At 64.0% G+C, this 23,696-nt stretch carries 21 protein-coding genes; 8 read left to right on the top strand and 13 right to left on the bottom strand.

The window, feature by feature from the left end:
• Positions 1 to 130: 130 nt before the first annotated feature.
• The gene (locus tag IVB07_RS36740; protein ID WP_247284244.1) at positions 131 to 1,480 is read right to left on the bottom strand and encodes an IS701 family transposase; all 1,350 of its coding nucleotides are present in this window, start codon (positions 1,478 to 1,480) and stop codon (positions 131 to 133) included.
• A 58-nt stretch (positions 1,481 to 1,538) separates the two neighbouring features.
• Here IVB07_RS36740 and IVB07_RS36735 point away from each other — a divergent pair, with 58 nt between their 5' ends.
• Positions 1,539 to 1,943, top strand: a complete 405-nt coding sequence (locus IVB07_RS36735; RefSeq protein ID WP_247767415.1) for a DUF2938 family protein — start codon at positions 1,539 to 1,541, stop codon at positions 1,941 to 1,943.
• Here IVB07_RS36735 and IVB07_RS36730 read toward each other — a convergent pair.
• Positions 1,940 to 2,434 (bottom strand): VOC family protein, encoded by a 495-nt coding sequence (locus IVB07_RS36730; protein ID WP_018455996.1) that lies wholly within the window; start codon positions 2,432 to 2,434, stop codon positions 1,940 to 1,942. The two genes, IVB07_RS36735 and IVB07_RS36730, sit on opposite strands and share 4 nt — an antisense overlap.
• A 91-nt stretch (positions 2,435 to 2,525) precedes the next feature.
• Positions 2,526 to 3,071, bottom strand: coding sequence for a carboxymuconolactone decarboxylase family protein (locus IVB07_RS36725; protein WP_018455997.1), 546 nt, complete (start codon positions 3,069 to 3,071; stop codon positions 2,526 to 2,528).
• Positions 3,072 to 3,207: 136 nt separating this feature from the next.
• Between IVB07_RS36725 and IVB07_RS36720 the strand changes: the two genes are divergently transcribed.
• Both IVB07_RS36720 and IVB07_RS36715 read left to right on the top strand, forming a co-directional pair.
• Positions 3,208 to 4,422, top strand: a complete 1,215-nt coding sequence (locus tag IVB07_RS36720) for an acyl-CoA dehydrogenase family protein (protein WP_085349645.1) — start codon at positions 3,208 to 3,210, stop codon at positions 4,420 to 4,422.
• A gap of 148 nt (positions 4,423 to 4,570) precedes the next feature.
• Complete coding sequence (locus IVB07_RS36715; protein ID WP_018455999.1) at positions 4,571 to 5,710, top strand: acyl-CoA dehydrogenase family protein; 1,140 nt, start codon at positions 4,571 to 4,573, stop codon at positions 5,708 to 5,710.
• Positions 5,711 to 5,902: 192 nt separating this feature from the next.
• Here the strand turns inward: IVB07_RS36715 and IVB07_RS36710 are convergent, their stop codons facing one another.
• The 10 genes from IVB07_RS36710 to IVB07_RS36665 form a co-directional block, all read right to left on the bottom strand.
• The gene (locus tag IVB07_RS36710; protein ID WP_026233067.1) at positions 5,903 to 6,940 is read right to left on the bottom strand and encodes an amino acid ABC transporter substrate-binding protein; all 1,038 of its coding nucleotides are present in this window, start codon (positions 6,938 to 6,940) and stop codon (positions 5,903 to 5,905) included.
• Positions 6,941 to 6,993: 53 nt separating this feature from the next.
• The gene (locus IVB07_RS36705) at positions 6,994 to 7,587 is read right to left on the bottom strand and encodes a L,D-transpeptidase (protein WP_018456001.1); all 594 of its coding nucleotides are present in this window, start codon (positions 7,585 to 7,587) and stop codon (positions 6,994 to 6,996) included.
• Positions 7,588 to 7,783: 196 nt separating this feature from the next.
• Positions 7,784 to 8,758, bottom strand: coding sequence for a hypothetical protein (locus IVB07_RS36700; protein WP_018456002.1), 975 nt, complete (start codon positions 8,756 to 8,758; stop codon positions 7,784 to 7,786).
• A gap of 84 nt (positions 8,759 to 8,842) precedes the next feature.
• Complete coding sequence (locus IVB07_RS36695; RefSeq protein WP_018456003.1) at positions 8,843 to 9,406, bottom strand: thioredoxin family protein; 564 nt, start codon at positions 9,404 to 9,406, stop codon at positions 8,843 to 8,845.
• Between the two features lie 31 nt (positions 9,407 to 9,437).
• A complete protein-coding gene (locus tag IVB07_RS36690; protein WP_018456004.1) occupies positions 9,438 to 10,136 on the bottom strand; it encodes a cytochrome c biogenesis CcdA family protein in 699 nt (232 codons plus the stop codon).
• A gap of 312 nt (positions 10,137 to 10,448) precedes the next feature.
• Positions 10,449 to 11,060 (bottom strand): sigma-70 family RNA polymerase sigma factor, encoded by a 612-nt coding sequence (locus IVB07_RS36685; protein ID WP_018456005.1) that lies wholly within the window; start codon positions 11,058 to 11,060, stop codon positions 10,449 to 10,451.
• A gap of 411 nt (positions 11,061 to 11,471) precedes the next feature.
• The gene (locus IVB07_RS36680) at positions 11,472 to 12,206 is read right to left on the bottom strand and encodes a response regulator (protein ID WP_018456006.1); all 735 of its coding nucleotides are present in this window, start codon (positions 12,204 to 12,206) and stop codon (positions 11,472 to 11,474) included.
• Positions 12,207 to 12,216: 10 nt separating this feature from the next.
• The gene (locus IVB07_RS36675) at positions 12,217 to 13,962 is read right to left on the bottom strand and encodes a DUF3369 domain-containing protein (protein ID WP_018456007.1); all 1,746 of its coding nucleotides are present in this window, start codon (positions 13,960 to 13,962) and stop codon (positions 12,217 to 12,219) included.
• A complete protein-coding gene (locus IVB07_RS36670; RefSeq protein WP_018456008.1) occupies positions 13,932 to 15,962 on the bottom strand; it encodes an ATP-binding protein in 2,031 nt (676 codons plus the stop codon). The genes IVB07_RS36675 and IVB07_RS36670 overlap by 31 nt, the downstream gene beginning before the upstream one ends.
• 54 nt (positions 15,963 to 16,016) lie before the next feature.
• Positions 16,017 to 17,012: a TRAP transporter substrate-binding protein gene (locus IVB07_RS36665; RefSeq protein ID WP_026233068.1), complete on the bottom strand. Its 996-nt coding sequence runs from the start codon at positions 17,010 to 17,012 to the stop codon at positions 16,017 to 16,019.
• Between the two features lie 186 nt (positions 17,013 to 17,198).
• Between IVB07_RS36665 and ugpB the strand changes: the two genes are divergently transcribed.
• From ugpB to IVB07_RS36640, 5 genes are all read left to right on the top strand, one after another.
• Entirely contained in the window at positions 17,199 to 18,539 is a 1,341-nt protein-coding gene (gene ugpB / locus IVB07_RS36660) for a sn-glycerol-3-phosphate ABC transporter substrate-binding protein UgpB (RefSeq protein ID WP_026233069.1), read from the top strand.
• Positions 18,540 to 18,693: 154 nt separating this feature from the next.
• On the top strand, positions 18,694 to 19,641 hold the full coding sequence (locus tag IVB07_RS36655) for an aminoglycoside 3'-phosphotransferase/choline kinase family protein (protein ID WP_247338302.1): 948 nt from the start codon (positions 18,694 to 18,696) through the stop codon (positions 19,639 to 19,641).
• Between the two features lie 260 nt (positions 19,642 to 19,901).
• Positions 19,902 to 21,524 (top strand): ABC transporter substrate-binding protein, encoded by a 1,623-nt coding sequence (locus IVB07_RS36650; RefSeq protein WP_018456012.1) that lies wholly within the window; start codon positions 19,902 to 19,904, stop codon positions 21,522 to 21,524.
• A gap of 213 nt (positions 21,525 to 21,737) precedes the next feature.
• Positions 21,738 to 22,751 carry an ABC transporter permease gene (locus IVB07_RS36645; protein ID WP_247767837.1) on the top strand — a complete coding sequence of 338 codons (1,014 nt, stop codon included), beginning with the start codon at positions 21,738 to 21,740 and terminating at the stop codon, positions 22,749 to 22,751.
• A gap of 2 nt (positions 22,752 to 22,753) precedes the next feature.
• On the top strand, positions 22,754 to 23,653 hold the full coding sequence (locus IVB07_RS36640; RefSeq protein WP_018456014.1) for an ABC transporter permease: 900 nt from the start codon (positions 22,754 to 22,756) through the stop codon (positions 23,651 to 23,653).
• Positions 23,654 to 23,696 lie beyond the last annotated feature (43 nt).

The following is a 23,696-nucleotide window of genomic DNA, read 5'->3' as shown; positions in this document are numbered from 1 at the left end:
CTGGTCGGCGCCGCCTTGATCGGATCCGGTGCAACGGCCGTGATCGATGGTTGGGCAGTTCTCCGCGCGCATGTTCTTGGAATCCCATCGCTAGCACTACTTTGGCAGAATGTGTTTTCGCCGCTGTTTTTCAAGGATTTGCTTTCGGCAATATGGGCACTGCTGGGGCGGCGGCCGAAGGATGAGATCGACGATGGCGTGACGTACGGCGGGCATAGTCGGTTGAGGCGGAGGCCCGTTGATTCTTTTTTTTTCGCCCCGCGTTTGCGAGGCGACGATGTTGCAGGAAGGCGTAGGCAATCATTGTCATAAGGGCGTGGCGATGAAGACCTTGCCATGATCGCCCTTCGAAGTGATCAAGTCCAAGTTCCTCCTTCAACTGTTGATGCGCCTGCTCACAAATCCACCGTGCCTTGATGGTGGCGGCCAGCGTGCGCAGATCCGTCGTCGCCGGAAGATTGGCGAGATAGTATTTCTTCTCCCCGGAGGCACGTTGCTCGCCAATGAGCCAGGCTTCGTCGCCTGGGAGATGCTGCTGACCTTTATCCCATATCCGCTGCGGAGGGCCGTCGGCGGTGCGGACACGGAGAGCAGCAAATCGGGCTTTGAGCCGACCTTTCGTCCCGCTGCGCCAACTCACGGTTTTCCATTTGGCGCTGGCCAGCATTTGTTCTGCCGCAATCGATAAGATATCGGGCACGTGGTGCTTTCGTGGTTTGCCACGGGCTTTGGTGATCGGCCAAATGAGCTTCACATCGACCGGATACACTTTCTGGTGCCGAGGGATACCGACCGCCCAGGCCAGCCCGCGCTCTGTTAGCCCTTGTCGAAACGGCGCGCTGAGGCCGTATCCTGCATCCGCCAGCACACATCCAAAGCGTATGTTGGCTGCCATCGCGCGGTCAATCTCGGCCAAAGCGATCTCCGGCTTGGACCGCGGCGTTCGGTGTTCGACTGGCACGCGAGCGCGCTTCAAGCGAGGCATGTCGCTTGTCCAGCTGTCAGGCAGAAAGAGACGTAACGCGACCATCACGGGCACTTCCCCGCGCGCAAGCGTTAAAGACACCAGCGTTTGGCAATTTGCAGTTTTACCGAGAGCCGACGCGTATTGAGCCGCAACACCGACCGATCGCTCACCCTTTTTCGGCAGTGAGGTGTCATCAATAACCAGCACCGCATCCCTGCCGCCGACAAGTCGGTCCGCCTGGTTGAGCAGCTCTGTCTCTAGCGGCGTCGCGTTCCAGACGCCGTCCGCAATGAAATGGTGCAACTGGTCGTAGTTGCTCGTGGCAAGGCGTTCCGCCATCGGCTGAACGCTCTTGCGATCGCCAGGACCGATCAATCCCGCAACATATAGAGGACACATCCGCTGTCGGGTCTTATGACCCAGCCGGTCCAAGAACGGCATCAGCCAGCGTTCGAGTTCGTCTTCCCATCCCGGCATGGTCAGCCCTCCAAGAGCCGACCACCCATGAATCATTGAACAATTGATTCGGGAATCCTATAAATCGCGGCAAAATCAACAATCTGCCAAAGTAGTGCTAGACTATGGACTCCTAGGTCGCTGGCTCATCCTGCTCGCGCGCGGACAGTATCGGCACCTTAAGATCGCGGCACCCGATCCGGCTCCACGCGAGCGCCTGATTGGGTGGGCCGCGCACTACCTGATCGGCATTGCGTTCGCGGCCGTCTTGCTGGCGATCTGGGGGCTCGATTGGCTGCATTCCCCGCGTGTCGGCCCCGCATTGATCGTCGGAATCGGCAGCGTGGCGGCACCTTTCCTGATCATGCAGCCGGGCATGGGCCTCGGCATTGCAGCCCATCACGCGCCACGTCCCAACGTGGCGCGTCTCAACACGCTACTCACGCATGCCGTGTTCGGCGTCGGGCTCTATGTGGCCGGATGGGTCCTGAGGCTCGTGCAGTGGCGAGGTGCGGACTAGGCCTCCCGCTGCTTCAGCAGCTCCTCCACATCCAGCCGCTTCGTGAACATCGAAAGCTTGCCGTCCGGCCCGAATGGCCATTGCTCCCGCGGCTTGTCCCAATACAGCTCCACACCGTTCTGGTCCGGATCGCGCAAATACAGCGCCTCGCTGACGCCGTGGTCGCTGGCGCCGTCGAGCGCAATGCCGGCCGAGAGCACGCGGTGCAACGCATCCGCCAGCGCCGGCCGCGTCGGATAGAGGATCGCGGTGTGATAGAGCCCGGTCGCATCAGGCGGCGGCGGCGAGCCGCCCTTGCTCTCCCAGGTGTTGAGCCCGATGTGGTGGTGATAGCCGCCGGCCGAGATGAAGGCCGCGCCCGAGCCCATGCGCTGCATCAGCTCGAAACCGAGCACGCCGCAATAGAAGCCCAGCGCGCGATCGAGATCGGCGACTTTGAGATGGACGTGGCCGATCCTGGTGCCGGCGGCGACGGCTTGGTTTTGCGACATGCGGCTGCTCCGTTGATGAACTCCACATAAGTCCGGCCTCGGGACAGTGCTACCGGCCGATCCCGAAACCCAGCGTTTCCGGATAGGCAACTTACGACAGCTCCCGCACCTCGCCCTCCGGCAGCTCGAACTCAAACGTGTTCAGCGTCATCGACACCAGCGTGTAATAGCCGCAGAGACCAATCACCTCGACCACGCCGCGCTCGCCGAGCAGCTTCACCGCCTCGTCATAGAGGCCCTTCTCGACGCCGTGGCCCTCATGCAGCGATTTTGCGACGTCGTAGATCATCTTAGCCCTGGGATCATCGAAGACGGGCGTGCGGCGGTCGCGGATCGCGTCGATGATGTCAGGGTCCATGCCGCCCGCAAGCGCCAGCCGCTTGTGCGCGTACCATTCGTAATGGGCGGTCCAGTGCCGCGCCGTCACCAGGATCGCGATCTCCGAAAGTTTCGCGGGAAATATCGTATCGTAACGCAGGACCTCGCCGAGCCGCGTGGCGTGACGGGCCATGTCGGGGCTGTTGAGCCAGGCCATCATCGGTGCCGGCGGCCTGCCGCGCTTGCCGGCAATCGACTCGTCATAGGTCTGCCGCTGGCTCTCGTTCATTTCGCCAGGCGAAAGAAGCTTCAGGCGCATTGTTGTTTCCTCTTTGTTTTCAAGCTCGCCGTGGCGGCGACTATAGCGGATGCGTGACACGGAAGTGGTTGAATTCCGCGGGAGCTTGGCCCAGAGTCGCGCCCAACAAACCGACATAGATTGTTGGAAACGACCTATGACTGACTCCAGGGCCAGCGAGACTGAGACCGCCGATCTCGAAACATTCCGCAGCGAAACGCGCGCCTGGTTGGAAGCCAATTGCCCGCCGGAAATGCGCAAGCCCGCGACGTCCGACGCCGACGTGTTCTGGGGTGGACGTAACGCAAAATTTTCGTCCGAGCCGCAACGCATCTGGTTCGAACGCATGCGCGACAAGGGCTGGACCGTACCGGACTGGCCGAAGGAATATGGCGGTGGGGGCTTAAGCGCCGCGGAGCACAAGGTGCTGCGCGCGGAGATGGCCAGGATCGGCGCGCGGCCCCCGCTGTCGAGCTTCGGGATCTGGATGCTCGGGCCGGCGCTGCTGAAATACGGCAACGATGCCCAGAAGAAGGAGCATCTGCCAAAGATCGCCGCGGGCCTGATCCGCTGGTGTCAGGGCTATTCCGAGCCGAACGCCGGCTCCGATCTCGCCTCGCTGCAGACCCGCGCCGAGAGCGACGGCGATGATTTCATCATTACGGGGTCGAAGATCTGGACCTCCTATGCCAACTACGCCGACTGGATCTTCTGCCTCGTTCGCACCGATGCCGCCGCGAAGAAGCATGACGGCATCAGCTTCATCCTGTTCGACATGACCTCGAAGGGCGTGACGACCAAACCGATCCTCCTGATCTCCGGCTACTCGCCGTTCTGCGAGACTTTCTTCGACAATGTCCGCGTGCCGAAATCGCATGTGGTCGGCACCGTCAATCGCGGCTGGGACGTCGCAAAATATCTGCTCCAGCATGAGCGCGCGATGATATCAGGCATGGGCGAGCGCGGCGTCGGCCGTCCGCTGGGCCAGATTGCGGCCGATTCCGTCGGCACCGATGCGCAGGGACGGCTCGACGATTCCATGCTGCGTGGCCGCATCGCCAGCTTCGACGTCGACGAAGCGGCCCTTGGCGCCTGCGCCGAGCGCGCGGTCGATCTCGCCAAGGCCGGTCAGGCCCATCCGGCGTTCTCGTCGGCGATGAAATATTACGGGACCGAGCTCAACAAGCGCCGTTACGAGATCCTGATGTCGGCCGGCGGCGTCGATGCGCTGGAATGGGAGAGCGAGCGTTCGAAACAAGGAGCGCGTCCGCGCGCCTGGCTGCGGACCAAGGCCAACTCGATCGAGGGCGGCACCACCGAGGTCATGCTCGGCATCGTCGCCAAGCGCATCCTCGATTTGCCGGGGGCGTAACCCCAGCGTCGTTCCGGGGCGGTCCGCAGGACCGAACTAAGGTGCGCGGTTGCGCACCTGAGAACCTCGAAATTCCGGGTTCACGCTTCGCGTGCCCCGGAATGACAACAACAGACATGCATTCCGCCAGACGTTAGAGACATTGCACATGGCCCTCGTCCTCACCGAAGAACAATCGATGCTCCGCGACAGCGCGCGCGGGCTGATCAGCGACAAGGCGCCGGTGTCGCATTTGCGGCATCTGCGCGATAGCAAAGACCCCATCGGCTTCTCCAGGGAGTTTTGGCATTCCTTCGCCGAGATGGGTTTTGCCGGCTTGCTGGTGCCGGAAGAGTTCGGCGGCAGCGGCCTCGGCTATGTCGAGGCCGGGGTGGTGATGGAGGAGATCGGCCGCACGCTGATGCCCTCGCCCTTCCTCGCAACCAGCGTGGTCGCGGCCTCGGCACTGAACCGTGGCGGCAATGCCGCGCAGAAGTCGGAGTATCTGCCGAAGATTTCCAACGGCTCCCTGCTCGCGACGCTCGCGATCGACGAGGGCGCAAAACACCGCCCGCTTCAGACCAGCCTCCAGGCCGTGCGCGCCGGCAACGGCTTCAAACTCTCCGGCGCCAAGGCGCTGGTGGTCGACGGTCACGTTGCCGATCTCCTCATCGTCGCTGCGCGTACGGCCGGCTCAGCCGGCGAGCGCGAGGGGCTGACGCTGTTCCTGGTCAACCCCAAGGCCAAGGGCGTTGCGATCGAGCGCACCATCATGGTCGACGCGCACAATGCGGCGCGGATCGAGCTTGCCAATGTCGAGGTCGATGCCGACAGCGTGCTCGGCGAAGTCGACCAGGGAGCCGGCTTGCTCCACGGCGTGCTCGATATCGGGCGGGGCGCAGTGGCCTCCGAAATGGTGGGTCTGAGCGAAGAGGTGTTCAACCGTACCGTCGAGTACCTGAAGAGCCGCAAGCAGTTCGGCAAGCTGATCGGCGAATTCCAGGCGCTGCAGCACCGCGCCGCCGAACTCTATGTCGATATCGAGATCACCCGCGCCGCCGTGATGAAGGCGCTGCAAGCGCTCGATACGGACGTCGCCAAGGCGGCGTCAGCCGTCGCAGTGGCGAAAGCCCGCGCCGGCACCACCGCCACGCGCGCGGTGCAGGAAGGCGTGCAGATGCATGGCGGCATGGGCATGACCGACCAGTTCGACATCGGCTTCTTTATGAAGCGCGCGCGCGTGTGCGAGGAATTGTTCGGCGACGCCAATTACCACACCGAGCAGCTGGCAAGGGCGCGGGGGTATTGAGGCGAGGGTACCAATGGGCACAGCTGCGCCTCGAATAGAGGTGTCGTCCCGGCGAAGGCCGGGACCCATAACCCCAGGGAGCAGTTTGAGAAAGACTCGGAGTTGCTAGCTGCCGCTACAATTTCCGATGGTGGTTATGGGTCCCGGCCCCCCGTGCGCAATTGCGCACTAGGCCGGGACGACAAAGACCTCTTACCGCACCGGCGGCGCGTACTGCACGCCGCCCGCATTCCACAGCTGGTTCATGCCGCGCGGGATCTTCAGCTTCGACTTCTCGCCGATGTTGCGCTCGTACATCTCGCCGTAATTGCCGACGTGGCGGATGATGCGGACCACCCAATCCTTGGTCAGGCCGAGCTGCTCGCCGTAATTGCCCTCGGTGCCGACCAGCCGCATCACTTCCGGCTTCTTCGACTTCAGGGCCTCGTCGATGTTCTCCGAGGAGACGCCGAGCTCCTCGGCGTTGATCATCGCGTACAGCGTCCACTTCACGATCATCATCCAGTCGTCGTCGCGCTGGCGCACGACGGGGGCGAGCGGCTCCTTGGAGATCATGTCCGGCAGGATCATGCTGTCGCCGGGCTTCGACAGGTTCAGCCGCAGCGCGTAGAGCTGGGAGACGTCGGCGGAGAGCGTGTCGCATTTGCCGGTGTCGTAGGCTTTCACGACGTCGTCCAGCTTGTCGAACTTCACCTCTTCATACTTCATGTTGTTGGCACGGAAGTAATCCGCGACGTTGAGCGCCGTGGTGGTCCCGGTCTGGACGCAGACCTTGCTCCCGGTCAGGTCCAGCGCGGTCTCCTTGTTGCGCGCGCGCGGCAGCATGAAGCCTGCGCCGTCGTAATAGGCGACCGCGGGGAAATAGAGATCGTAGTCGAGCTCGCGCGCCATGCTCCAGGTCGAGTTGCGCGAGAGGATGTCCACTTTCCGGCTCTGCAATTCCTTGAAGCGCTCGTTGGCATCGAGCGCGACGAATTTCGCCTTGCTCGGGTCGTTGAAGATCGCGGAAGCCACCGCGCGGCAGAAATCGACGTCGAAGCCGGTCCAGTTGCCCTTGTCGTCGGGGATCGAGAAGCCCGGCAGGCCCTTGTTGACGCCGCACAGCACTTCGCCGCGGCGGACGGTGCGCTTCAACGTGCGGGTGTCGTAGAATTCATAGATGATGGCCAGGACGGCGACCAGCACGGCGACTGCGAGCCCGATCAGCAGGCCGCCACGAAAAGTGCGCATCATGTTGCTCTCTCGAAAAATCGGGAAAAGGAATATTCGCTAATGCGAGGAGATCAGAGTTCGGGCTTCTGCCGGATGACGACCTTGGTGCCGACAGGGACGCGATCGTAGAGATCGGCGACGTCGCGGTTGACGAGCCGGAAGCAGCCGGAGGAGACCTTGGTGCCGATCGTGTCGGGCCGGTTGGTGCCGTGGATGCGGTAGACCGTGGTGCCCAGATACATGGCGCGCGCACCGAGCGGATTACCGGGGCCGCCGGCCATGAAGCGCGGCAGATAAGGCTGGCGCTGGATCATCTCCGGCGGCGGCGTCCAGTCCGGCCACTCCTTCTTGTTGGTGATGTTCACCAGACCCTGCCACTGAAAACCGTCGCGGCCGACGCCGATGCCGTAGCGGATCGCACGACCGCCAGGCTGCACCAGATAGAGATGCCGTTCGGCGGTCGAGATGATGAGGGTGCCGGGCGCTTCGGTGGTGCGGAAGTAGACGACCTGCTTCTGCCATTCCGGATCGAGCTCATAGGCATCGTCGGCGACCAGGCCCGGCTCGTCGCCGCGGTCGGGCTGCTGGGCGTAGGCGTGGGGCGCGGACAGGATCAGGCCGATCGCAGCCACAAACACCCCGGTCAGGCGACGAAAATCCGTCATTTCAAGCTCTCCCCGCGGCCAAAGCCAAATCATCTGGAACCATCAAATCTCAGGGCCATCTTCATGGCAAGTTCAAGGCACCCTTAGACCATATGTCACGAGAATGCTTTGGTTTTTTGACGGACCGCGCGCAATGCCACAAACGGGGGATGGCGCGAAAAGCAGTGGTCGCAGCATCCTCACCGCGCGCGGCCTGTCAGATCTGGTTATTCTCAGCCGCGATCCCGAGCCGCCGGACGATCTCCGTCCCCACGGCCCGGGCCTCAGGCCTCGAACCGATGCGAGGGCTGCGAAACCGTTGTCCTGACTGCAATCGGATCACGACGATGCAGTGCTCGTCCTCGGAGCGGCCGCGGCGCTCGACCGTGATCGTCTTGACGTCGCGCCCTTCGATGTGGTCGGCGCGCAACGTGCCGTCGCCCCACAGGCGTTCGATCCGGATATCGCCCTGGCGGATGATCCAGAACGCGCCGGTCACAAGGTTGGCATAACGGGAAACGCCAAAAGCGGCGAGCGCGCCGACGGGCAGCAGCACGATGTCGACCGACCCGGGCGACAGGCCACGCCAGAGCCTGTAGGCGTAGGGAACGGCGCACAATGCGACGACGATCAGTGCGACGATCCTGATGTCTCTCTTCGAGAACGGCTCGAGGGGGTCGCCGAGACGCATCTCGGGATTGCTGGCATCGAGCGGATTGACCGGAGACTCGACGTCGGGGACGTCGAATTGCGCGGCGATCCGCGCCACCGTGTCGTGCACATGGGTGACGTCGGAGATCGGCGGCGAGGTCAGGCGTTCTCCGGAGGCCAGCGTGAAGGCCAGCTGAAAGCGGGCTTTCGCCCTCTTGCTGCCGGGAACCTGCAATCCCTTGATGTCGTCCTTGGCGACGATCCGCGTCCGCAGTTTTCCGAACGGGCGCTGCTCGCCGATCAAGATCTCGTCCGGCGTGATGATCCACACCACCGCCGGCGCCAGCATGATGATAGCGACGAACGCTGCTCCAACGAGCAGCGCGACCACGGAGATGATCACCTCCAGGGGATCGTGTGTGAACAGGCCCGGCGTGAAGCACAGCGCAACGGCAGCCGCAAAGCCGGACATGACCAGCCGCTGCGCAATCGAGGCGCCCTCGCGAAGGCGAATGTCGGTGCTGTTGGTGGCGTCGTCCATCGCGGGCGGCTGATTACGTGGCCCGCGAAACTCCACGGACGGGTCCGTGGAGTCAAGCAACAAGGGCGCGACCCGTGCCGGGCGTCAGCTATTGGCGTTCAGCAGCTTTGCCACGGTGCGGTCGATCTCGTCATAACGGCCTTCGCCCTCGTGCTGGAATACGATCTTGCCGTTCTGGTCGATGATGTACTGCGCCGGCCAATATCGGTTGCGGTAAGCGTTCCAGGTCCTGGAATCATTGTCCTGCGCCACCGGATAGGTGATGCCGTGGCGCTTCAGCGCCGCCTGCACATTGGAGGCCGAGCGCTCGAACGGGAACTCCGGCGTGTGCACGCCGACCACGACGAGGCCCTTGTCCTTGTACTTGGCATAGAGATCGGTGACGTGCGGCAGCGTGTTGACGCAGTTGACGCAGCCATAGGTCCAGAAGTCCACCAGCACGACCTTGCCGCGGAGATCGGCGATATTAAGCGGCTTCGAGTTGAACCAGTTGTTGATGCCGGCGAAGTCGGGCGCGGTGTCCTGGCTGGCGGCGGCGGTGACGACAGGGACAGCGCGCGCGGCCTCGTCGCAGATGCCGGGGATGACGGCGCCTGTTACGGCGATGCCGATCAGTGCGGCGGAGACGGCGAGCAGTTTGAAAGTCATGGAAAGATCCTCCGGTGAAGCTGAGGGATGATCACAGGCCGATCTGGCCGGTGGGATAGAAGCCGGTGAGCCACGCCACGATCAGCGTGTCGTATTGGAAGTAGGCGGCGAGCGCGAAGCCGATCACGACGACGCCAAAGCCCTGCTGCAGCCGTGGCGAAATGCGCGCGAGACTGCGCACGCGCGTGGTCGCGGCCTGCCCGCCATAGGCGATCGCCAGCATGGGAATCGCCGCGCCGATGGCGTAGGCGATCAGCAGCGTGCCGGCCCAGGTCGCCTTCTCAGTCGTTGCGACCAGCGTCAGGATCGAGCCGAGCACCGGGCCGGCACAGGGCGTCCAGACCAGGCCGAGCGTTGTGCCGAGCACGAGCCCGCCGAGTGCGCCCTCGCGCTGCGTGGCGCTGGAGTTGCCGAGATCGAGCCAGCCGTTGAGCCGGATCGACAGCCATTCGAACGGTGCCGGCCACAGCATCAACAGGCCGAAGCCGAGCAGCAGGATCGAGGCCGCTTCGCGCAGCACGTTCGGATCGAAATTAAACAGCCGCGTGATGGCGCCGAGCAGCAGCGCGGTCGCGGAGAACGAGATGACGAAGCCGAGCGCGATCATCGCCGGACGAAGATGCGAGCTGCGGCCGATTGAGGCGCCGAGCAGGATCGGCAGCATCGGCAGCGTGCACGGCGCGGCGATGGTGAGGATGCCGGCGAGGGCAGCGAAGAGAAGTTCGAGCATGGGGCACTCGTGGAGAGGGTCACGAGGGCAGTTCGGGATGAGCGAGGCAGTCGTTACGCCGCGTCACGCCTTCGTGACGGGAGTGCTGCTGCCGCAGCTGTCTGCTCCAAACACAAAACGACCCGGAGGGGGGCATCCCGTCCGGGTCGTTGGAGGTCTTGGGAGGTTTAACGAAACCGTATGTGAGCTTTATAGGAGGGAAGTTTTTCCGCCTGATGTTGTGCTTTGTTTCAATTGTTTCGTCGGCGGTAACACTTCCGTGTCCGAGATAGGGCCAAAGCCAATGGCCTATCCCATTGAAATATCTGAATTTCAGGCGGCGAAGCGCTCGACGCCACAGCCCTTAAGCAATTCGGCCAGTTGCTTGCGGGCGTAGAACATCCGGGTCTTCACCGTGCTCTGCGGGATGCCGATGATCTGGCCGACCTCCTCCACCGACTTCTCGTGGTAGTAGACCAGCGTGATGATCTCGCGATGCGCGGGCGACAGCTTCTGGACGCAGGCGCGCAGGATGGCGCTGGTGTCGCTGCGGTCGAGCGAGGTCTCCGGCGTGTCGCAACCATCGGCGATCTGGCGCACGTCTTCCTGGTCGATGTCCTCGAAGCGGCGCTGGCGCATCGCAGTCAGCGCCTTGAAGCGGGCGATCGAGAGCAGCCAGGTCGAAACCTGCGAGCGGCCCTGGAATTGGCCGGCGGTCCGCCACACGTCCAGAAACACCTGGCTCACCAGGTCTTCCGCCGTAGTCGCGTCGCGCACGATCCGCAGGATGAAGCGGTAGACGCGCACATTGTGCCGGCAATAAAGGATGTGCATGGACGTCCGGTTGCCGTCGGCAATGCTTTCGAGAAGCATGTCGTCCGAGGTCGCCTGAGCGGCAATGATGCTCTGGCTGGCTTGGGCGTTGATGGCGATGACGTTCGGCATTGACTTGGCTCCCCGTAGCGCCGCAACCGAGCGGCGTTTCCTTGGACCAAAGTGTTAATGAGCCAACGTTTCGGGACGTCTGCACGAAAAGCGGAAAATGGTTTCGTGCGCCGACAAATTGTTTCGTCGAATTAGCCGCGACGAAACATTCGGGGCAAAAAAGCGTGGAATTTCAAGGTACGGAAAATACGGGGGTGGGGATTAGGCCGCCAGCGGAGGCGCCGGGAACGTATTTCGGGCTTTTGCGTTCGCACTCCCCGTGTCGTCCTGGACAAGCGAGCAAAGCGAGCGCCGATGCAGGACCCATTACCCCAGGGAGACGTTTTGCGGAGACGTGTGGTTGCCAGCTCGCGCCACAATCTCTGCCTGGGGTAATGGGTCCTGGCGTTCGCCAGGACGACAATGGAGCCCCTACGCCTTCTCACCCGCCGGCGAGAACAAATAGCCGCCGCCGCGGATGGTGCGGATCACGGCGGGTTTTGCCGGATCGGGCTCGATCTTGCGGCGGATGCGCATGATGCGCAGGTCGACGGCGCGGTCGAAGGCTTCGGCGTCGCGGGCATTGGCCAATTCCAGCAGGCGCTCGCGCGACAGCACGCGCTTCGGATTGGCCGCGAACACTTTCAAGAGCCCGAACTCGGATGCGGTCAGCGGGTGCTCGTTGCCCTCGTCGTCGCGCAAGGCCTGCGCTTCGAGATCGAGCCACTTGGTCCCGAACCGTACCAATTGCTCCTTGTCCGATTTCGCAGCCGCCGCGTCCGCCACGGCTTTCGCCGGCGCGCTCCGGCGCAGCACCGAGCGGATGCGTGCCATCAGCTCACGCAGCTCGCACGGCTTGGCCACGTAATCGTCGGCGCCGAGCTCGAGGCCGACGACGCGGTCGATCGGGCTTGCCGTCGCCGTCAGCATGATCACCGGCACGTTGATGCGGCTCTTGAGGTCGCGGATGATCGAGAGCCCGTCTTCCTCCGGCATGTTGAGGTCGAGCACGACGAGGTCGGGCATGCTGCCGTCGATCGCCGTGCGCAACGACTTACCGCCGTCGCACAGCGTCACGGTGAAGCCGTGCATCTTGAGGTAATCGCCGACCATCTCCCGGGCCGGGGCCTCGTCGTCGACGATCATGATGTGCTGGCTTTGGGTCATGGTCCTGAGATCACGAAATTTCGGTCGCGGGGAGGGTGATGGTGAAGGTCGAGCCCTTGCCGGGGCCCTCGCTCTCGGCGGTCACCTCGCCGCCGTGCATGTCGATAATACGCTTGACGATGGACAACCCAAGCCCGGTCGAGCTCTCGCCGGCGGTCGGTTTTGCCGACAGCCGCTGGAACCGGCCGAACAGGCGGCCGAGATCCTCCGGCGACAGGCCGGCGCCCTCGTCGCTGACGCGGACGATGGTGTCGCCGCCCTCATGGCTGACGACGACGCCGATCTTGCCGCCGATCGGTGAGTATTTGATGGCGTTGCTGATCAGATTGTCGATTGCCTCGCGAATGCGGTCGGTGTCGCACATGGTGACGACGTTGACGGGCGCGGTGACGCTGATCGCCTGCTGCTTGTTGACGGCGAGCGGCTGGTTGGCCTCGGCGACCTCCTTGACCAGGGCCGCGACGTCGACGGGCTCGCGGCGGATGGTGATGTCGAAGGCATCGGCCATCGCATCCGAGATCAGATGATCGACCATCGTGGTCAGGCGCTTGGTCGCATCGCGGATGTGATCGACCTGGGCCACGACGCCGCCTGACGACGCGCCGGTCGAGATCAACTCCTTCAGCATCTCGGTGCGGCCGAGGATGACGCCGAGCGGATTCTTCAGATCGTGGGCAACGGTACCGAGGATTTCGTTCTTGAAGCCGTTGGCGCGTTGCAGCCGCAGCCATTGCGCCGAGAGGCGGCGGTTGGCCTGCATCAGCGCGCGGGTGCGCTGGGCGACGCGGTCTTCCAGCTGGGTGTTGGCGGCCTGGAGCTGCTGGTAGAGGATGACGTTGTCGAAGGCGATCGAGAGCCGGCTGGAGAAGATCTCGACCAGCGAGCGGTCGGTCTCGGACAGCTCGCGCTCGGCCTGCAGCAGCACCACGACCTCGCGGCCGCTTCCGGTGCGCAAATAGATCACGCTGCGGTGGTCGGCGAATTCGTTCTTGCGGCCCTGGAACGCGGCTTCCACCATCGCGCGCAGATCGGGGTCGAGCGCCTTCGACGAGGTGGTGCCGATGAAGCGGCTGTAGCAGCCGCTGCCGGCGAGCACCGAGAGCTCGGGGTCGATGCCGCCATTGTCGCGCAAAACCAGGATACCGGCGCAATCGACGTTGAGCAGCGAGGCAAGCTGGGTCAGTACGCCCTCGGCGAGCCGCTGCATCGACTTGAAATCGTACAGCGTCGAAGCCGCGTCGATGATGATCTCGAGCCCGCGCCTTGTCTGCAGCATGCGCTCGAGCTGCTGGTAGGAGCGCAGCGCCGCGGTCAGCGAGGTGAACAGCTTGTCGGCGGTGAGCTCGGTCTTCGCTTTGTAGTCGTTGATGTCGTACTGCACGATCACGCGCCGTTCAGGCGCTTGACCGGGCTGTCCGGTGCGCAGGATGATGCGCACGGTCTCGTTCTTGAGCTCGTTGCGGATGTACTCGACCAGCTCGAGGCCGGCGACGTCCGTCTCCATGATGACGTCGAGCAGCACGGCGGCGATGTCGTTGTGCGCGGCCATCAGCTTGCGACCTTCGGCCGCGGAATGGGCGGAGAGGATCTCCAGGCCCTGGCCGTTGAGGGAATAGTCCGAGAGCGCAAAACGCGTACCGTCATGCACGGCCGGATCGTCGTCGATGACGGCGATCTTCCATTTCCGGGCGTCAACATCCTCCGATGCGGTACCGGTGTCGTCGATCAGGTGGAGGACATCGTCCTGTTCGGCCATTGAGAAGTCCCGTCAGTCTCTGTGCTTTGCCCGCCGCCCTTGGCGACCCGGGGCATGATAATGCGAAAAGTAGTGCCTTGTCCCAGCTTGGATTCCAGCATCATGCGACCGCCGAGCTGCTGGGTGACGAGGTTATAGACGATATGGAGGCCGAGTCCCGTGCCACCTTCATTGCGCCTGGTGGTAAAGAATGGGTCAAAGGCCTGGCGCTGCACGTCGGAGGTCATGCCGGCCCCGTCATCGGTGAAGATGATCTCGACGTCGTCGGCCCCGCGCGGCCGCGCCGAGATCGTGATCGTGCCGGCGCGGCCGTCGGCAAAGGCGTGGTTGGCGGCGTTGAGGAACAAATTGGTCAGGATCTGGCCGTAGGAGCCGGGATAGCCGTCGAGCAGCAGCCCCTCGGGCATGTCGACATGGAGCGTGATCGGCGACCGCTTCAACACCGGCCGCAGGCTCGCGATGATCTGCTCGGTGGCTTCGCTCAGTGAGAACTGTCGCCGCTCGGCATGGGAGCGGTCGACCGCGACCTGCTTGAACGACTGGATCAGCTCGCCGGCGCGCTGGAGATTGGCGACGAGCTGCTGCGAGGCGTCGCGCGAGGACTGCACGAATTCTTCCAGCTGCGAGCGGCGCAGGCCGCCGTCGCCCTTGAGCTGGGCCTCGAAGATTTCGGTGCGCCGGGCAAAGCTCGACGCAACGGTGAGGCTGATGCCGATCGGGTTGTTGACCTCGTGCGCGACGCCGGCGACGAGGCCGCCGAGGGCTGCGAGCCTCTCGGCATCGATCAGATTCTGCTGCGCGGCGTTGAGCTCGAGCAGCGCGCTTTCGGCCTTCTCCTTGGACGCGCGCAGCTCGTCCTCGGTCTGGCGCTTCGCGATGGCGTTCTCGCGGAACACTTCCACCGCGCGCGCCATGGCTCCGACCTCGTCGCGCGCGCGCGTGCCCTGCACCTCGCGGCCGAGGTCGCCGAGCGTGATCGCGCGCATCGCCGCCATGATCTGCTGCAGCGGCAGCCGGATCGACAGCGCGATCAGCACGCCGGCGGTGAGGATGATGCCGAGGAAGATCACGGCGATGGAGAGAACGCGACGGGAAATGTCCGCCAGCGTGCGGTCGAACGTCTCCTGCGCCTTTTGCTCGCGCTGGCGCATCTTGGTGGAGAGATCGTCGATGGCGCCGATCGCCTCGGCCTGGTTGGCGTCGATGGTGTTGCGCAGCAGCTCGGTACGGTTCGTGAGCTGCTCGGAGAGCTTTGCAAAACCCTCGCGCAGCGCGGCGGTCCGGGCGGCGAGTCGTCGCAGCGCCATGCGCTGGAGGTCGTTGTCGGCGAGATCGATCATCACGGGGATGGTCTTCTCGATGGTCTCGGTGTTGCGGCGGGCGTCGTCGGCCGCACCCGATGACAGCGACAGATAGTAGGAATTGGCCGCGACCAGCATCGCGGTGAAGGCCTCGCGCGACTTGCCCAGCGAAGGCCAGATCAGCGCGTCGCGATGGCCGGTGGCGCCTTCGATGATGGAGTAAAGGCCGGCCATGTCCCTGGCCGGTCCCTGCACCTGATCCTCGTAGGTCTTCGCGATGGTGGCCTGCACGCCGCGCAGCTCGCCGAAGCCGTTGAGGAAGCGGTCGGTGGTGCGCTCCAGCTCCTCGACCGAGCCCGACAGCATCGGGTCCTTGGCGGCGCGATTGGTCAGCGTCCCCAGCACGGCCTCGCGCAGCAGCAGGATCTCGGCGAACAGGTCGGGGCTCGGCTGGTTGATGTAGCGGTGGATCAGATTGTGCAGCCGCCCGGTCTCGCTTTCGAGCAGCGCCAGAATCCGGTCGGATTCGCGCACCTGGCGCACGTCGTCCCAGGCCGAGCCGAGCACCTGCGAGCCGTTCCAGATCAGCCCGACCAGCACGATGACCACGGCGGAGTTCAGCGCCGCGATCGACAGGATGCGCCAACGGATCGGCACCGCCCGGAGCACGCCGACCAGCCGCGCGCGCAGCCGCCCCATCGGGCCGGGCGACCTGTCTGCATGCTCGCTGTGTCCAAGCCCGGGCAAGAGGCCTCACTCCACCTTGCGAATGCGTTCGATCAGCGCGGCCGCGGCCGGATCCTGCCCGGCCTTGGCGTAGATCGCGACCATCGCGTCTTCGAACGGCTTGCGGTCGATATCCCTGACGATGGTGACGCCCGCTGCTTCCGCCTTGCGCTGCGACTGCTCCTCCAGGTCGCGCCATTTCTCGCGCATGAAGCGGCTGGAGCGCTGTGCGGCTTCCCTGAAGATGGTTTGCTCGTCGGCCGACAGGCTTTTCCAGGCCTTCAGCGAAATCACCAGCACTTCGGGGCTCATGGTGTGCTCGGTGAGGGCGAGATAGCCGGCATGTTTGTAATGGTCCGTCGTCACGTAGGATGGCCAGTTGTTCTCGGCGCCGTCGATCAGGTGGTTGGCAAGCCCGGCAAGCACCTGCCCATAGGGCATCTCGACCGGCTCCGCGCCGAGCGCGCGGATCATCTGGCTCATCAACTCCGACTGCTGCACCCGGATCCGCAATCCCTTGAGGTCCGCGACGTTTCTGACCGGGCGGGCGCCGTTGTAGATCGATCGCGCGCCGGAATCGTAGAAGGCGAGGCCAACGAAGCCGTAGGGCTCGAAGCTGCCGAGGATCTCGCTGCCGATCGGCCCGTCCAGCACCTTCTGCATGTGCTCGATGGACCGGAACAGGAACGGCATCGCCAGCACGTTCATCGCCGGAACGAAATTGCCGATCAGCGCCACATTGGTCCGGTTGAGATCGATCGCACCGACCCGGGTCTGCTCGATGGTCTCCTTCTCCTCGCCGAGTTGGCGGGAGTGGAAGACCTTGACCTCGTGCCGACCGCCGCTGCGCTCGGCGATCAGGGCGCCCATGTAGCGCAGCGCCTGCACGGTCGGATAATCCTCGGTCTGGGTGTCGGCGGCGCGGAACTCACGCGCAGCAGCTCCCGTCGCGCAGAGGGCGATCAAAAGCGCGACGAAAACCACCCCGGTCCGCGTGCGTTCGGCACGGTTCAACACTGGCACACTCAACCCCTCAGTGGTGGAGTCTATGGCGGGAGGAAAAGGTTCAATGCAATCTAGCAGATGGTCGTGGGAAGGCCATCCCGCCGGGCGCCTCGACGTGATTGTGCGGCGCGGCCGGGGCTCATTCCCGGTTGAAACCGCAAATGCCGCGCCTTAAGCAGGGGCAGCCGCTTTCGTCGGTGCGGCATGGAAAGAGCCATCGTGACTTCAGCATCGCGCCTTTTGCAGGTCGTCGCCGCCTTTGCGGCGCTCTCCTTGGCCGCGCCGGTGCGTGCCGCGACCGACATCGCGTGGTGGCACGCCATGTCCGGCGAACTCGGCCGGCAACTGGAAAAGCTCGCCTCCGACTTCAACGCCTCGCAGCCGGATTATCGCGTGGTGCCAACTTACAAGGGCAGTTACACCGAGACGGTGACGGCCGCGATCTTCGCCTTCCGCTCGCGCAGCCAGCCCGCGATCGTCCAGGTCAACGAGGTCGCCACCGCCACCATGACCGCGGCCAAGGGCGCGATCTATCCCGTGTTCAGCCTGATGCGGGACATGAAGGAGCCGTTCTCGCTCAATGACTACCTTCCCGCGGTCTCCGGCTACTACACCGATGCGGCCGGCAATCTCTTGTCCTTCCCTTTCAATTCGTCGACGCCGATTCTTTATTACAACAAGACCATGTTCCGCGACGCAGGGCTCGATCCGGAGGCGCCGCCGAAGACCTGGCCGGAGCTTGGCGCTGCTGCAAAACGCCTGCGCGATCGCGGCGCGGTGTGCGGCTTCACCACCTCCTGGCCGTCCTGGATCCATGTCGAGAATTTTTCAGCCTTCCACAATCTGCCGCTGGCAACGCGGGCGAACGGCTTTGCCGCGTTGGATGCCGAGCTGACCATCAACAATCCGTCTCTCGTGCGTCACGTCTCCGAGCTCAGCGAGTGGCAGAAAACGAAAGTGTTCGACTATAGCGGCCGCGGCCAGTCGGCCGAGCCGCGCTTCCAGAACGGCGAATGCGGCATCTTCATCGGCTCCTCGGCGACGCGCGCCGACATCAAGGCGAATTCGAAGTTCGAGATTGGCTACGGCATGATGCCGTATTGGCCCGACGTGAAGGGTGCGCCGCAGAATTCGATCATCGGTGGCGCCACGCTGTGGGTGCTGCGCGACCGTCCGCGCGAGGAATACAAAGGCGTGGCACGATTCTTCGCCTATCTGTCGCAGCCCGGCGTGCAGGCCGCCTGGCACCAGAACACCGGCTATCTGCCTGTCACCCGCGCCGCCTTCGAGCTGACGCGCGCGCAAGGTTTTTACGAGCGCAATCCGGGCTCGGCGATGTCGTTCGAAGAGATCACGCTGCATCCGCCGACGGAGAATTCAAAGGGCATCCGGCTCGGCTCCTTCGTGCTGATCCGCGGCGCGATCGAGGACGAGCTGGAGCAGGCCTTTGCCGGCCGCAAGAGCGCGCAAGCCGCGCTCGATGCTGCGGTCGAACGCGGCAACAAGATCCTGCGCCAGTTCGAGCGCGCCAGCCCGGATAGGTAGGGGGAGGGATGGTAGCTCGGCGTTAAGGCGCAAGGCCGTTCCACAGCGTCATGGCCGGGCTTGTCCCGGCCATCCACGCCTTGGCCGCAGCACGAAGAACGTGGATGCCCGGGACAAGCCCGGGCATGACGAGCTCAACAGCCGTTAGGTTACGATGTCGATGCCACTCCCCCACCTCGCCGACGCGGCAAGCTTTCGCGCCTTTCGCGCCGACCCTCCGCGATGGCTGCCGATCGCACTCGACATCGCCCGCAGCCACGATCTCGATGCCAGCGCGCCGCACGTGTTTGCCACCGGCACCAATCTCGTGGTCGGGCTCGGCGATCGCCTGATCCTGAAAATCTTCCCGCCGCTGCTCCGCGCGCAGTTCGTCTCCGAGCACGGCTCGCTGGCCCAGCTTGCCGGTCGCATTGACTTGCCAATTCCCGAGATCGTCGCGGAAGGCGAGCGCGACGGCTGGCCTTATCTGATCATCACGCGCCTTGCCGGCACGCTCGGCTCGGAGGTCTGGCCGTCGTTGCCGGAAGCGCAGAAGGAGCGCGTGCTGCGACAGATCGGCGAGACCATCGCCGCCGTGCAGCGCGCGCCGCTCGGCTCACTCGCGCAGATCCAGCCGCGCTGGGACGACTTCATGCGGGCCCAGATGCAGGGCTGCAAGGCGCGGCACACGCGTCTCGGCCTGGCGCCGAAATTCCTCGCCGGCCTCGACGATCTCCTGCGTGATGCGGCCGCGCTCATTCCGATGGATGCGTCGCCGGTGATCCTGATCGGCGAATACATTCCGGAGAACTTCCTGCTCGCCCGCCACGACGATCAATGGTCTCTCGCCGGCCTGTTCGACTTCGGCGACGTGCTGGCGGGATGGCGGGACTACGATCTGCTCGGCCCTAGCGCCTTCATGGCAGCGGGCCGGCCGGGCAGGGTGCGCAACCTGCTCGAAGGCTTTGGCTATGCGAAGCTCGACTTCGCGCTCAAGCGACGGCTGATGGCCCTGATGCTGCTGCATCGCGCCAGCGACCTCAACAGCCACATCTGCATCGAGGGCTGGCAGGAGCAGGCGGATGATCTGGTCGAACTTCAGGAACTGATCTGGCCGGGGTGACGGGCCGCGATCGATAGCCGCGCCACCTAGGGGCGAGACGCGCTCACGCAATAGGCTGGTATTCTCGAAGCATATTTTTTAGGCAAATATACCTGTTTGTATGCAATGTCCGACGGCTTGGCTTCTGATCGACGGCCCGGATAGCAGCCTTTTCCTATAAACATTTCATAGGCTTATGCTGGTTTAATCCTTGCTTAAGCCTTGGCACGAACCTTGCGAATCCAGTTCCAACCAGAAAACTTTTGTGTTGGAGCCATTCCATGAAGCGCCGCGATTTCCTCAAGTCCGTTTCCGGATTGGCCGCAGGCGCGGCGCTTCCGGCCATGCCGTCCGTGATCTCGTCGGCCAAGGCCGATGCGCGCTCGGAGACGCTGCTGATCGTCTCGGAAGGCGGCCCCAACAATCTCGATATCCACGGCGTCGGCACCAACGTGCCCGGCTATGAGGTGTCCTGGAATTGCTACGACCGCCTGCTCAGCCACGAGATGAAGACCGGCCCCGGCGGCGTGCCCTATTACGACCGCGACAAGTTCAAGGGCGAACTCGCCGAGGACTTCAAGATCGACGACAGGTCGGTCACCTTCAAGCTGAAGAAGAACGCCAAATTCCACGACGGCGCGCCTGTGACCGCCAAGGACGTGAAGTGGTCGCTCGACCGAGCCGTCAGCGTCGGCGGATTCCCCACCTTCCAGATGAGCGCGGGCTCGCTCACGAAACCCGAGCAGTTCGTCGTGATCGACGACTACACGGTACGTGTCGACTTCCTGAAGAAGGACAAGCTGACGATCCCCGATCTCGCGGTGATCGTGCCCTGCATCATCAATTCCGAGCTGGTGAAGAAGAACGCCAGCGAGAAGGATCCCTGGGGACTCGAATTCACCAAGCAGCAGACCGCGGGCTCCGGCGCCTACAAGGTGACGAAGTGGACCGCCGGCACCGAAGTGGTGATGGAGCGCAACGACGATTGGGTCGGCGGCCCGCTGCCGAAGATCAAGCGCGTGATCTGGCGCATGGTGCCGCAGGCCGGCAATCGCCGCGCGCTGCTGGAGCGCGGCGACGCCGACATCTCCTATGAGCTGCCGTTCAAGGATTTCCAGGAGATGAAGGCGAGCGGCAAGCTCAACGTGGTGTCGCTGCCGTTCTCCAACGGCATCCAGTATATCGGCATGAACGTGACCAAGCCGCCGTTCGACAATCCCAAGGTACGTCAGGCGGTCGCCTGCGCGATTCCCTATCAGAAGATCATGGACGCGGTGATGTTCGGGCTGGCTAACCCGATGTTCGGCGCGCCCAAGGACAAGCCAACCGAAGTCGCCTGGCCGCAGCCGCACAAATACAACACCGACATGGACAAGGCGAAGGCGCTGCTGGCCGAGGCCGGCTACCCGAACGGCTTCGAGACCACGATCTCGTTCGACCTCAACTTCGCCGGCGTCAACGAGCCGCTCTGCGTGCTGGTGCAGGAGAGCCTGGCCCAGATCGGCATCAAGACCACCATCAACAAGGTGCCCGGCGCCAACTGGCGCACCGAATTGAACAAGAAGGAAATGCCGCTCTTCACCAACGTATTCTCGGGCTGGCTCGATTACCCCGAATACTTCTTCTACTGGTGCTATCACGGCAATAATTCCGTCTTCAACACCATGAGCTACAAGTCGGCGGAGATGGACAAGCTGATCGACGGCGCACGCGCGGCCGCCGCGACCGGCGACACCGCGACCTACGACACCGACGTGAAGGGCTTCGTCGACCTCGCCTACAGCGACATCCCGCGCATCCCGCTGTACCAGCCGTTCGTCAACGTCGCGATGCAGAAGAACATCAGCGGCTACCAATACTGGTTCCACCGGAGGCTGGATTATCGCGCGATGGCGAAGGGGTAAGGGGATGGCGGGCGCTGTCCTTCGCAGTGAGGTGAGCACGCTTTTCAGGCTCCCTCCCCCCTTGTGGGGGAGGGGTGGGGAGAGGGGTAGCCACAAACTCCGATCTCTCCCGGAGCCACCCCCCTCCCTAGCCCTCCCCCACAAGGGGGGAGGGAACGCAGCGGAGCGAGTGGCCGCGTGTCGGGTTCATTCAACGCGCAAGAGGAAGTCGCCATGCTGACCATGATCGGCAAGCGCCTGATGTTCGCGATTCCTTCGCTGATCGGGGTCGTCATCGTCACCTTCCTGCTGACCCGCGCATTGCCCGGTGATCCCGCGGCGTATTTCGCCGGCCCCGCCGCAACGAAAGAAGCCGTCGAGCAGATCCGGAAAAAACTCGGCCTCGACAAGCCGCTGATCGAGCAGTTCTTTCGCTACACCAACGATCTCGCCCATGGCGATTTCGGCAACTCGCTCACGACCGGCCAGCCGGTCGCAGCCGAGATCCGCAACCGCCTGCCGGCCTCCGCCGAGCTGACGCTGCTCGGCCTCATCGTCTCGGTCGTGATCGCGATTCCGCTCGGCGTGCTGGCGGCGACGCGGCCGGGCTCATGGGTCGACCATCTCTGCCGTGTGACGACGACGGCCGGCGTCTCGCTGCCGGTGTTCTTCACAGGTCTGGTGCTGGTCTATGTGTTCTATTTCCGGCTCGGCTGGTCGCCCGCGCCGCTCGGCCGGCTCGATGTGTTCTACAGCGCGCCGCCGACAGTGACCGGCTTCTATCTGATCGACACCCTGATCGCGCGCGACTTCGAGGCGTTCCGTTCGGCATGCAGCCAGCTCATCCTGCCGGCGACGACGCTTGCGATCTTCTCGCTGGCGCCGATCGCGCGCATGACGCGCGCCTCGATGCTGGCGGTGCTGTCCTCCGAATTCGCGCGCACCGCGCGTGCCAGCGGCCTGTCGCCGGCGACCGTCATCGTCACCTACGCCTTCCGCAACGCGATGCTCCCCGTCATCACCACGCTGAGCATGGTGTTCTCGTTCCTGCTCGGCGCCAACGTGCTGGTGGAGAAAGTGTTCGCCTGGCCAGGCATCGGCTCTTACGCCGTCGAAGCGCTGATCTCGTCGGACTTCGCGCCGGTGCAGGGGTTCGTGCTGACCATGGCGGTGATGTACGTGCTGCTCAATCTCGTGATCGACATTCTCTATGGCGTGATCGACCCGCGCGTGCGGTTGGAGGGCTAATCATGAGCACCGTTGCGCCTGCTGTTGAACCCGTCGGCCCCGCCCGCACGTCGGGTCTCGTCGCGCTCCTCGACCAGACCCGCTACGTGCTCGGCGAGAACAAGGTCACCGGCTTTGCATTCGCGCTGCTGATCGTGATCCTCCTTGCCGCGATCTTCGGCCCCTATGTGGTGCCGTATGACCCGCTGGCGTCCGACACCGTGGCGTCGCTGAAGCCACCGTCGGCCGCGCACTGGTTCGGCACCGATCAATTGGGCCGTGACATCTTCAGCCGGGTCGTGGTGGCGACGCGGCTCGATACGTTCATCGCGGTCGCCTCCGTCGCCCTGGTGTTCCTGATGGGCGGGCTCGCCGGCATCGCGGCCGGCTATTTCGGCGGCTGGACCGATCGCATCGTCGGCCGCGTCGCCGACACCATCATGGCGTTCCCGCTGTTCGTGCTGGCCATGGGCATCGTCGCCGCGCTGGGGAACACCGTGCAGAACATCATCCTGGCCACCGCCATCGTGAACTTCCCGCTCTACGCCCGCGTTGCGCGCGCCGAAGCCAATGTCCGCCGTAACGCCGGCTTCGTGCAGGCCGCGCGTCTGTCCGGTAACGGCGAATTCCGCATTCTGCTCGTGCATATCCTGCCGAACATCATGCCGATCATGATCGTGCAGATGTCGCTGACCATGGGCTACGCCATCCTCAATGCCGCCGGTCTCTCCTTCATCGGCCTCGGCGTCCGTCCGCCGACGGCCGAATGGGGCATCATGGTCGCCGAAGGCGCCGGCTTCATGGTGTCAGGCGAATGGTGGATCGCGCTATTCCCGGGCCTCGCTTTGATGATCGCCGTGTTCTGCTTCAACCTCCTCGGCGACGGCCTGCGCGACATCGTCGACCCCCAGCGGAGGACGTGATGGCTGGGTTAGGCGTACTTTTTCGCTCGAAATTCCCCAATGA

This window comes from Bradyrhizobium sp. 172, assembly GCF_023101065.1.
Lineage (GTDB): Bacteria > Pseudomonadota > Alphaproteobacteria > Rhizobiales > Xanthobacteraceae > Bradyrhizobium > Bradyrhizobium canariense_D.
This window is presented reverse-complemented; position numbering and strand designations above follow the sequence as displayed.

Coding starts and splice junctions, on each gene's coding strand:
- IVB07_RS36740 (WP_247284244.1), bottom strand. CDS start 1,480: ATGATTCATGGGTGGTCGGCTCTTGGAGGGCTGACCATGCCGGGATGG.
- IVB07_RS36730 (WP_018455996.1), bottom strand. CDS start 2,434: ATGTCGCAAAACCAAGCCGTCGCCGCCGGCACCAGGATCGGCCACGTC.
- IVB07_RS36725 (WP_018455997.1), bottom strand. CDS start 3,071: ATGCGCCTGAAGCTTCTTTCGCCTGGCGAAATGAACGAGAGCCAGCGG.
- IVB07_RS36720 (WP_085349645.1), top strand. CDS start 3,208: ATGACTGACTCCAGGGCCAGCGAGACTGAGACCGCCGATCTCGAAACA.
- IVB07_RS36715 (WP_018455999.1), top strand. CDS start 4,571: ATGGCCCTCGTCCTCACCGAAGAACAATCGATGCTCCGCGACAGCGCG.
- IVB07_RS36710 (WP_026233067.1), bottom strand. CDS start 6,940: ATGCGCACTTTTCGTGGCGGCCTGCTGATCGGGCTCGCAGTCGCCGTG.
- IVB07_RS36705 (WP_018456001.1), bottom strand. CDS start 7,587: ATGACGGATTTTCGTCGCCTGACCGGGGTGTTTGTGGCTGCGATCGGC.
- IVB07_RS36700 (WP_018456002.1), bottom strand. CDS start 8,758: ATGGACGACGCCACCAACAGCACCGACATTCGCCTTCGCGAGGGCGCC.
- IVB07_RS36695 (WP_018456003.1), bottom strand. CDS start 9,406: ATGACTTTCAAACTGCTCGCCGTCTCCGCCGCACTGATCGGCATCGCC.
- IVB07_RS36690 (WP_018456004.1), bottom strand. CDS start 10,136: ATGCTCGAACTTCTCTTCGCTGCCCTCGCCGGCATCCTCACCATCGCC.
- IVB07_RS36685 (WP_018456005.1), bottom strand. CDS start 11,060: ATGCCGAACGTCATCGCCATCAACGCCCAAGCCAGCCAGAGCATCATT.
- IVB07_RS36680 (WP_018456006.1), bottom strand. CDS start 12,206: ATGACCCAAAGCCAGCACATCATGATCGTCGACGACGAGGCCCCGGCC.
- IVB07_RS36675 (WP_018456007.1), bottom strand. CDS start 13,962: ATGGCCGAACAGGACGATGTCCTCCACCTGATCGACGACACCGGTACC.
- IVB07_RS36670 (WP_018456008.1), bottom strand. CDS start 15,962: ATGGGGCGGCTGCGCGCGCGGCTGGTCGGCGTGCTCCGGGCGGTGCCG.
- ugpB (WP_026233069.1), top strand. CDS start 17,199: ATGGAAAGAGCCATCGTGACTTCAGCATCGCGCCTTTTGCAGGTCGTC.
- IVB07_RS36655 (WP_247338302.1), top strand. CDS start 18,694: ATGTCGATGCCACTCCCCCACCTCGCCGACGCGGCAAGCTTTCGCGCC.
- IVB07_RS36650 (WP_018456012.1), top strand. CDS start 19,902: ATGAAGCGCCGCGATTTCCTCAAGTCCGTTTCCGGATTGGCCGCAGGC.
- IVB07_RS36645 (WP_247767837.1), top strand. CDS start 21,738: ATGCTGACCATGATCGGCAAGCGCCTGATGTTCGCGATTCCTTCGCTG.
- IVB07_RS36640 (WP_018456014.1), top strand. CDS start 22,754: ATGAGCACCGTTGCGCCTGCTGTTGAACCCGTCGGCCCCGCCCGCACG.